12 protein-coding genes and 2 pseudogenes are annotated in these 8,448 nt (G+C 57.9%); 7 read left to right on the plus strand and 7 right to left on the minus strand.

Going from position 1 to position 8,448, the window contains the following annotated elements; translation table 11 throughout:
• The first annotated feature begins 6 nt into the window (after positions 1-6).
• Entirely contained in the window at positions 7-174 is a 168-nt protein-coding gene (locus EN857_RS35000) for a hypothetical protein (RefSeq protein WP_187331533.1), read from the plus strand.
• 259 nt (positions 175-433) lie between these two features.
• Here EN857_RS35000 and EN857_RS32410 read toward each other — a convergent pair whose 3' ends face one another.
• The 3 genes from EN857_RS32410 to EN857_RS32420 form a co-directional block, all read right to left on the minus strand.
• Entirely contained in the window at positions 434-742 is a 309-nt protein-coding gene (locus tag EN857_RS32410; RefSeq protein WP_127282183.1) for a hypothetical protein, read from the minus strand.
• Positions 743-1,382: 640 nt separating this feature from the next.
• Complete coding sequence (locus EN857_RS32415; protein ID WP_245493311.1) at positions 1,383-1,613, minus strand: hypothetical protein; 231 nt, start codon at positions 1,611-1,613, stop codon at positions 1,383-1,385.
• A gap of 41 nt (positions 1,614-1,654) precedes the next feature.
• Entirely contained in the window at positions 1,655-1,963 is a 309-nt protein-coding gene (locus tag EN857_RS32420; RefSeq protein ID WP_128346184.1) for a hypothetical protein, read from the minus strand.
• A 249-nt stretch (positions 1,964-2,212) separates the two neighbouring features.
• On the opposite strand from EN857_RS32420, the pseudogene EN857_RS35955 reads away from it, so the two are divergent.
• The 3 genes and pseudogenes from EN857_RS35955 to EN857_RS32435 all read left to right on the plus strand — a co-directional run bounded on the left by EN857_RS35955 (position 2,213) and on the right by EN857_RS32435 (position 3,033).
• Positions 2,213-2,444 (plus strand): annotated as a pseudogene (locus EN857_RS35955) (hypothetical protein).
• Between the two features lie 123 nt (positions 2,445-2,567).
• Entirely contained in the window at positions 2,568-2,765 is a 198-nt protein-coding gene (locus EN857_RS32430; RefSeq protein WP_135859638.1) for a hypothetical protein, read from the plus strand.
• A 47-nt stretch (positions 2,766-2,812) separates the two neighbouring features.
• Positions 2,813-3,033, plus strand: a pseudogene (locus EN857_RS32435) (hypothetical protein).
• A gap of 1,027 nt (positions 3,034-4,060) precedes the next feature.
• Here EN857_RS32435 and EN857_RS35960 read toward each other — a convergent pair.
• The 3 genes from EN857_RS35960 to EN857_RS32455 form a co-directional block, all read right to left on the minus strand.
• Positions 4,061-4,294, minus strand: coding sequence for an SgcJ/EcaC family oxidoreductase (locus EN857_RS35960; RefSeq protein ID WP_245493329.1), 234 nt, complete (start codon positions 4,292-4,294; stop codon positions 4,061-4,063).
• 674 nt (positions 4,295-4,968) lie between these two features.
• Positions 4,969-5,157 (minus strand): DUF3606 domain-containing protein, encoded by a 189-nt coding sequence (locus tag EN857_RS32450; RefSeq protein ID WP_128346228.1) that lies wholly within the window; start codon positions 5,155-5,157, stop codon positions 4,969-4,971.
• 34 nt (positions 5,158-5,191) lie between these two features.
• Entirely contained in the window at positions 5,192-5,488 is a 297-nt protein-coding gene (locus EN857_RS32455; RefSeq protein WP_281015769.1) for a helix-turn-helix transcriptional regulator, read from the minus strand.
• 295 nt (positions 5,489-5,783) lie between these two features.
• Here EN857_RS32455 and EN857_RS32460 point away from each other — a divergent pair, with 295 nt between their 5' ends.
• Positions 5,784-6,218, plus strand: a complete 435-nt coding sequence (locus EN857_RS32460; protein WP_135859639.1) for a hypothetical protein — start codon at positions 5,784-5,786, stop codon at positions 6,216-6,218.
• A gap of 183 nt (positions 6,219-6,401) precedes the next feature.
• Here EN857_RS32460 and EN857_RS32470 read toward each other — a convergent pair whose 3' ends face one another.
• Complete coding sequence (locus EN857_RS32470) at positions 6,402-7,295, minus strand: ankyrin repeat domain-containing protein (protein WP_135859640.1); 894 nt, start codon at positions 7,293-7,295, stop codon at positions 6,402-6,404.
• A 264-nt stretch (positions 7,296-7,559) separates the two neighbouring features.
• Here EN857_RS32470 and EN857_RS32475 point away from each other — a divergent pair, with 264 nt between their 5' ends.
• A complete protein-coding gene (locus tag EN857_RS32475; RefSeq protein WP_128346231.1) occupies positions 7,560-7,745 on the plus strand; it encodes a hypothetical protein in 186 nt (61 codons plus the stop codon).
• A 311-nt stretch (positions 7,746-8,056) separates the two neighbouring features.
• Positions 8,057-8,224: a hypothetical protein gene (locus EN857_RS35005; RefSeq protein WP_187331542.1), complete on the plus strand. Its 168-nt coding sequence runs from the start codon at positions 8,057-8,059 to the stop codon at positions 8,222-8,224.
• Positions 8,225-8,448: the final 224 nt, after the last annotated feature.

Consider the following 8,448-nt stretch of genomic DNA (forward strand, 5'->3'; position numbering starts at 1 on the left):
GGATCAATGTCCCTCATAGAAGCAAACGCCTTTGCCTTCAGCCTCGCCACCAGCTTGATGGTCAGCATCGTCATCTTTCGTGCCGGCGATGGCACGCTCGCGGTCATGCCGGCAGACGAGTACGATGGTGACCCGTCCGAGATCGTCGGTGAGATAGACCCCCACGCCTCATGAATCGTCGCGGCTTTGCCGACGCCCCGGGTGGCGCGGCTGCCTCTCGAACACAGGTGCCGGCAGTATCGTCAGCCTGTATCTTTGCGTGGCGTCGTTCGCGCCGCTTTGAGGGTGCCCGGCGAAGGCGCGGGGCCATCGCCTAACATTTGTTAGCGCGGAATACCTGCCTGCCGTGCGAGCATAGTTGCGGCTCGACCCTCGCGGGCTCTAGGGTCGTGACCACCGCTTGCCCGCTGGCTTCGGCCGGCGGGCTTTTTGTTTACGTCGCCTTATCGACCAGCGGCGTCTTCCGTTTCGGCGCCACGTAGCTGGTGACAAGCCGCACCGTGTTGAGCTTGACCGTGACTGGACCGCCAAGGTTCACCGTCACTCTGTCCTCGTCGACATGCGTGACGTCGCCCACCAACTCGACCTTCTGCCCGCTGCTCACGTTTGGCGACCGGTCTACGATCGAATGCGGCTGGTGGTAGGAAGGGATCAACACGGCGACCCGATCCTCAGTCACGCGCTTGCGCACGGTCGCGGTGATCGCGACCTCGTCGCCGACTTTGATGCTGCCCTTCGCCATGAAGGAGACTCTGGGGCGCAGGGCGGCATAGTCAAGCAGTTGCTAAAATAGACCATTGCAGGAGGCTCATTCGGACCTCAGTCCACATCGCATGATGAGGCCTGATCGGATACGTTTTGCTCCTCGCCGGCTGTTGAAACCACTCCTCCCCGGATTGGAAGATGTCGGCGGCCAGCCCGGCTCGCAAGTCCTGTGTCACCTCGACCAGCGAGCCGGGCTTGGCAAACAGCAACCCGATGGTCGGGGATAAGCGCTTGTTGACCGCCGGGCCTAGCCGGCAAGGCTACCGGCTGGCGACGTTATCGGCCCTTCCATCTTCTGCTATTTGGCAAAAAAGCGGTGGGTGTCGGGTTCCTCTATCCGCAAATCGGATGAGCCCGGAGTCGCGACCCACTCGAAACAAACGCCAACTTCAGCGGTTCCTGTCATTGGAGGAACCGTTATGTGCTCGGCAATCCACAATGAAGATGAGCGCATCGCCCATCTAAAGCTGTTGGCGGAGCGACTGATGAGAGAGACTGGCATCGGGCAGGAAGAGGCGAAGCGACTGGTCGAGTTGATTGGAACTGATTGGAATTCGCTGCTTCGCGAGGCTAGGTTCCTGAAAGGTCGACACTAGCGGGTTGCGGGCCGGCCGGCACTAGCGGATCCGCTGGATGCGGCCTTTGTCGAGTCGAAACACCCCGTTCTGGCCGCCCTGCTTCTCAAAGTCGGTTTGTATCTCATCCCAGGTGCCAAGGTACTTTCCGCAATCATCGCAAAAAATGGGCGTATCCGGACGAGCGTCATCGGGAATCCTGAGCCTGATGGTGAGGCAGTATGGGCATTCCAACCGATGATCGAGATATTTCGGGGCCATCGACCAGTTCACCATCTGCTCTGATTTGCGCTGGATCCCGCGCTGGCCAAGCGTTAGAAGCTCGCTCGCCAAAAGACGCGGTGGTTGGTCGTGGAGGGAAGTCGCAAATCGTCCAGCCTGGTTTCCGCTTCGTGCGCAGCAAAAATGGCGCTCGCACCATCGAATTCCATCGGGATGTGAAACATTTGAGCCGTGTCCAGGACTATCTCCTCAATGTCCTCAAGGGCGATATTCTCCGAGGGATGGCGACGCCTGACTTGTTCCGCCACGACCGGAACGTTGACAATGCCGAGCCTCTGGAACGCCTCAGTGACACTCGCCGTGACGTCGTCCAGTAGGGTTTGTGAATAATGGTAGCGCATGGTGACCTCTTGTCCTCCGGGACCGGGTTACCCTCACCTTCACCATGCGCGCTCGCGAAGCGGAGGGCAAGTCACAAAGCATTAAATAAACTAATATTTTCAATAAGTTAGTACTTGCGGTAGAAGCAGCCCTAAATGCATTCACCTCATCGAGCGTACAGACCCAAGAGGATGGTCATGCAACCTTTGGAGTGTTATGCTCATTATAAGCCAACTACTCATTCGACGCTTTATGGGTGAGGTCGTAAAATGCCACAAATCGAGAGACCTGTACGTCTTCAAATAATGTTGTCGCAAAGGGAAATTGATGCGCTGGAGGACTGGCGCTTTGAAAGACGAATGCCAAGCCGAGCGTCAGCGGTGCGTGAGCTGTTGAGGCGGGGCCCTGGCTGCTGAGGGCTTTCTCTTGGCGGATGGAAATATCAAATCCCAGGATTTTGGCATTGTCGGTAGCAGCAACGGACAGGGGGATGCCAATTAGGACGCTTCATCGACAAGGTGACCTTTGATGCCGAAACAGGCCCAGGACCAGCATGCCTCGATGCAGGATTTGGGGAAGAATTAGCCTAGTGCGCAGTTGGACCTATATGCTAAAATCTCATCAATGGACCAACGAACCATTGATAGCGCGCTCGTCCTGCTCAGGCAGTATCGCGACATCCTTGTAATGAGCTACGCGCCAATAGGGCCTAGTGGCGTTCCTGAGACACGCACGCCAGCACAGGCCGCTGATCCGATCGAAATAGCCGCGCTGGAAGATATCGCCTCGCTCGATGCGGTCATCAAAGAGATGTCGACCTAACGTCTCCGACGAAAGGAACCTAATGCCGGGCCGGCGCTTGTCGCGAGATGAGTATGCGCGGCATCAACTTTCTGGACAAATGGATTTCCAACAACATCCCGGAGACGGTCGGCGCCGACGTCATCTCCGTGGCTGAATTGGCCCAACAGCTTTTTGCTGACGCCAAGGCACTCGGGATCGACAGCACGGAGATCGAGGAAGAAATTGGGAGCGTCTATGAGTGATCATGGACGCAACCGTTCATCGCGAGGCCGGCGTCGCGGATTGAGCGTTCGGATGCGGTTGACCAATGCTGAACTCATAGACCTCGCCCAAATCCTCGTCAGTCACCCTGACCCAAATGAATTCGGCTGCTCGCGCTTTGACATCACATCCAGTACCTTCGCGAGCTGCCTCTCCCGGTGTCTCGGCCCTCACGACTCGCCATGTAGTAACCGTCTCACCCGTCATTTGTTCAACAAAATACTCTGGCATCGGGGCATTCCCTAGGCTGACTGGGATTCCAACTTCTGACGAAGCCCAATGTTCCGCGCGGTTTGCTGGCTGCCCCCTAGGCAAAGCAGCGCCTGCAGTTGCGAATGCTTAGACTGTCTGGAACTCCTCACGCCCCTCGTGCATTGTGTGCTGTAGCGGTCGATTTCTCAGGAATGTAGCCGCTCCCAAACCAATAGGCCTTCCGCCCTCTCCCTCTGGCGGAAGGCCTATTTGGTTCAAGCGCTACGTCGCGTCGAAAGCGCTTGCCATAACTTCGTTTCGTCCGTCATTCCATTTTGGAAAAGGTCGAGCACCTCATCTGCGAGAGCTTCCCTCTGTTCCCTGTCTTTCTTGGCAAGGTAGCGCTCGTCGCACAGTTGGTTGAACACCCGCTGGAGCAAGTCCAGATCAGCGGGATCAAATATTGCCGCTGTGGCGATGCCATGGCATTGCCGTCCTCAAAGCGGTTCCGGGTCAAGGCTGGCGGCCCAGCGGCCGGGTCGGCCGCTAGGCCTAACCAGCAAAACGGGGTAGGTTTGCCGGCTGACTGCGCATTATAGCACCGCTCATTAGCGGATGCTAATCTATTCAAATTGTCTGCACCACTCAAACCCTGCCGCAAGTTCCTCACTTTGCGTTGGAGTGGGGAGCAATGGCCCCTGGAACATTGTCGGTGTTCTGGGCCACCTTTATCCGCCAGCCCGACTTTTCTTATTTCACAATCAGAAGCAGGATGCCCTGCCGTGGTCCGGCCGGTGAGCCGTCCGGAGCGGATGCACCGGTCAGCGTCCACGAATAGTGCACCGCTGCAACGCCGGGAGTTAGTTCGACAATGACGAGACAACACCCTCCAATCGGCTGTCACGAAACATCGTTTCATGAGTTGCGCGGTGCGCCGCTTCGATCTCGCTGCGGTTCTTCCACCACATGCCCACGACATTAACGAAGTTGGCGTCCTCGGAGAACAAAGCCCCAAAGTCCTCCATATCGTGTCTATTCCAAGCGTCGGCAAAGGCGATGGCGGCATCTTCAGGTTTGCTAACCGCGATTGTCACGAGAAATCTCCTTTTCTCTCCCGTGGGCCATGCGATCGGAATGGTAGCGGCGTCGGCGGGCGCTGTCACCGGAACGGCTCTTGGGAGGTAGCGGCTTAGGTTCTGGTGCGTTTTGAAAGCGATCGCCACAGCTCGGTCTCGTCGGTAGATCCGTTGTCGAAAACTTCGAAGATTTGAGAGGCAAGATGTTCCCTCTGGTCCCTGTCCTTGAGGGCGAGCCGGCGTTCTTTGCACAGTCGGTCAAAGACCCGCTGCAGCAAGTCCAGATCAGCGGGTTCGTACACACCACTGTTGCGCGACAATGACATCGTTGCCGCCCTAAAACCCTGGTCGGAATTATCTCACACTGCAGGGCTGGCGCGAAGAAAAATCAGCGGGTCTGTCGGCGGTGGATAGCGTCTCAGTCGAAAATTTCAGGGAACAGTTTCAGGTCTGGCGGATTTCTATCGCGAGCGGCCAGTCCCCTCCGCCGCTCCCCCAAGCAAGAGCCCGTCGTTCTCTCCCCGAGACGGCGGGCTTCGCGTACGCGCCACGTCGATGCTCGCCTACGGCAGGGATTGAGGCGCTTGTCGCGTCATGATCCGGGGCCGCTGTAGATAAGGTCTGGTGGTCGGCCCGGTGCTCAGGCCAAGGCGGCTCGCCTCATTGGTGGTCTCACGTCTGGGAATTTCTCGTTATCGTCCTGGCAATGCTTTGGCAGCCTTGGTCAGGGTCGCGCGACTATTGCCGTGCTTACGGATGAGTTCTCGAACTTGAGCGGGTGTGATGTTGTTCTGCAGGGCGAATAAATTCACCTCATACTCATCGTCAAGCGAGATTTGGCCTGCGGCCCGGAGGTCGGCTCTGCTTTTGTCCTTGGCCATTTGGGGACTCCCTCCGCCAGCTTCCAGGAGTCTTCTATTCGGCCGAGCAATGTGTCTGCCGACGGCGCCACGTTCTGTTGCCGGTGTGGCGACCTCCAGTCTGACCCTCAGAGCGCGCTAGTGATGGGCTCCCTTTGGCGGAAAAGACAATTCCCGCTCCTTCGAAAGCCTGCAGCACAGCGGCGACTTTGCGGGGATGCGGTTTCCTTAGCCCGTTCTCAAAATCGCTGATCGTCGTTTCGCTAAGATTGCACTTGGCGCCAAGCCGCACGCGCGACCACTTCAATAGCGTTCTTGCTGCTCGCGCATGCTCTGCTGTCAGGTTTCGCACTTCACGGACCTCCTGTTGACCAACAGCGGACTGAACGGAAGGTTCCGGAGCATTTTAGGGTTTGCTAACGGAACTGAAACGGCCATGCGATATTGAAACAATTCGATGTCGCGTGGGTCCCGATGCGTAGGCGTGCCGGGGACCAAGCCTTTCTCGTTATCGGATCCAAACGGCCCTCCCCAAACTCGCCACTTGCGCTTACCGATCGGGACTTCGGTCGCAAGCTCAACCGACCCGAATGCCGGCTTAGCCATTTAATTAGAAAGTGCTAAAGTCTCTTTATCGGAGCTATTTGATGGATGAGGCAGCCGTTTATCTAGAGGCGAAGCGACGGGCCGATTCGCTTGCGCCGCCGCCCAAATTTGACCCTTTCCGTGCAGGAATGAACGGGGCGGTTGTGACCGCAGGCGCGATGGCGATCTTCCACCGCCTTGCTGTTATCGACCACATGACGGGGGCAATCGGCGTCATCATCCTTTTCGGATTTGCGCTGCCATACTTCCATCTTCGAAGCGAGGATCGAAGGCACTCGGAGGCCTTTGAGGCTGAGTATGCCAGTCAGTTGGACCTGGAGAGGGCACGAGAAATGAGCCTGCCTGCTGTCAAGACAAGCTCATCTCCGCTGAGAAGAACCCGTCAGCCGATAAGAAAAACCCGCCTGCCGGCAAAACCCGCCCGGGGTGGCCGCGCCCGCTGGAGCACCCGTTGGCAGGGTCCTAAGTCAATTTAGCAAGTTGAGACAAAACGCGGGAGGTGGGGCAAGCGCGTCCAAGGAGGCTCCAGGAAGCCGGAAGGGTATGAAGCTGCCGGCGACGCAACGGGTGAAGCCGGGCTGATCGGCCGCGTCAATTTCTTGAAGGGTGAGGAGAAGCTCTGCCACCCGTCGCTGAAGGACTTTTGAGGGTCGTCAGTTTCAGGGCAGCGGGCTCGGCTTGTCGCTCAGAGTACGCAAGTAGGCAATCACGTTGACCCTTTCAGCCTCGTCCGGAACCCCAGGCATCTCCATGTAGACGCCCGGCGTAGTGAGCATCGGTTCAACAAGATACTTGTTCAGGTCCTCGTATGTCCAAGCGCCTTCCCACCCCAGCAAGGTGGCGGAGTAACGGGCATTTGGTACTGATGCCTTGTCGCGGCTCACGACACCCCACAAGTTCGGTCCCGTCTTGTTTGCGCCCTGCGGCTCCACGCTGTGGCAACCGGCACATAGGTGGGTGAAGGAGGTACGGCCTTTCTCAATATCGGCAGTGGCCAACTTCATCGAGATCGGGGATGGCGTTGGCAAGACGACGCCGTGCGCCATGAGATAGTCAGCGATTTCACGCAGCCCCTTGAATCTTGCCAGATGGATCGGTGTCTTGCCGTCCTTTGTCTTCGCATTCACGTCAGCGCCGGCCTCGACCAGTGCCTTCACGCAATCGAGGCAACCGAGATTGACCGCGATGTGGATCGCGTTTTCGCGGCTGCGCTTCGAATTTGGATTTGCGCCTCCGTCCAGCAACAGTTTGATCAAGTCGATCCTGCGTTTAGCCAAAGCCGGCATCAGGGCAGGCCCCAAAAGCGTCGGGGCGGCGTTGACGTCAGCGCCGCGTTCGATGAGCAGTTTTGCCGCCGCAAGATGCCCACCCTTGACCGCAAGATAGAGCGGCGTTGCTTTCCCATCGCTCTCATCAACGTCAGAACCTGCGTCGAGCGCAGCCGTGATCGCCGCGACATCGCCCTTCGTGGCGGCGTCGTGGATGGCGGCGGCATGGGATGCAGTCGGAATCTGTGCAAAAAGCAATGGGACTAAAACCAAGAACCCGCGCATTGGCATCTCCGAAGGCAAGCAAGTCGGAGCCCCCCGTTCATCGGATAAATCCCCAACGGCAAGACCGATGACGTCAGTCTTATACTCCATTCGTGAATGCTAATATACATGTGATCATAGCCTAGTTGGGATTATTCAGGGCTGACCGACGATGACATGTTGGGCGCCCTGCGAAGCCCTTTAACGGTCCCGCGCGCAAAGACCGCCGACCCGAACACCGACGCTCATCTGGTTCCGGGCCAGAAATCCCTTTAAAATGCCGCGATGAAGCGCAGCAGCACGATCTATGCCGTCTATCACCCGCCCGTGTTCGGGCTTCCATTCCTCGCCGTGGTTCTAAAGCCGGACGGCACGACAACGTCTCGGCAGTTTGAGACTGTCGATGAGGCGCGCGCCTTCAACAAGTTCATGGCGCAGGCGGATCAATCAAGCGGCAAGACGCAGCATTAAAAAGGAACAGCGTTAAGGGGGATCGGGGCTTAGGCACGTGCGCTGTATCGACCTTACGTTAGTCTTCGCCAATATCGTGAACGAAGGTATAGCCCGTCGCTGGCGTGCCCCCACGCCTAGCGACGGGCTAAAGGTGGCCGACGCCCGTGCCTCAAAGGCGCCGGCCTGGTGACCCATTAGGACCGCCGCATATTCAAATCGGCTAAGATACTTCTTTTGGACATGGCGTGATCGCGTAAGCCCTTGGCAAGCGATCGGCGATCAGGAATATAATCCCATCAGGTGCGGCGACCTCATTTTCGGAGATCGCCATGACAATGAAATTCCCCTTTGTTGAAGACACGCTAGGCAAGAAGCTGGAGGCCGGGACAGGCTTGTCCGTCGACTGCGTCACCTGCAGGCGCCATGTCGTGCTCGACGTCGCCACGCTTGTGGAGCGTCTCGGCCCTGACAGCCGTGTCTTCATTGGGATTTGGTAAAGGTGATCTTTTGCCACGAATGCCGCGGCGCCGGCCGAGACGACCGGAACCTACAATTCACCAACCACGCGGCCACACCGGACAAGCGCAAAGGGCAGGAGTCCATGAAAAGGAGCGGCCCGGCAGGCTGGCGTGGGTAGGCCAGCAAACGCCGGGCCTAACCGGCGCCGGGTTCGGGGGCGAACGCGGCGCCGGCTGGCTAAACAATACGCTCTTGCCGAAAT

Origin of the sequence: Mesorhizobium sp. M4B.F.Ca.ET.214.01.1.1 (assembly GCF_004791545.1) — a bacterium.
GTDB classification, from domain to species: Bacteria; Pseudomonadota; Alphaproteobacteria; order Rhizobiales; family Rhizobiaceae; genus Mesorhizobium; species Mesorhizobium abyssinicae.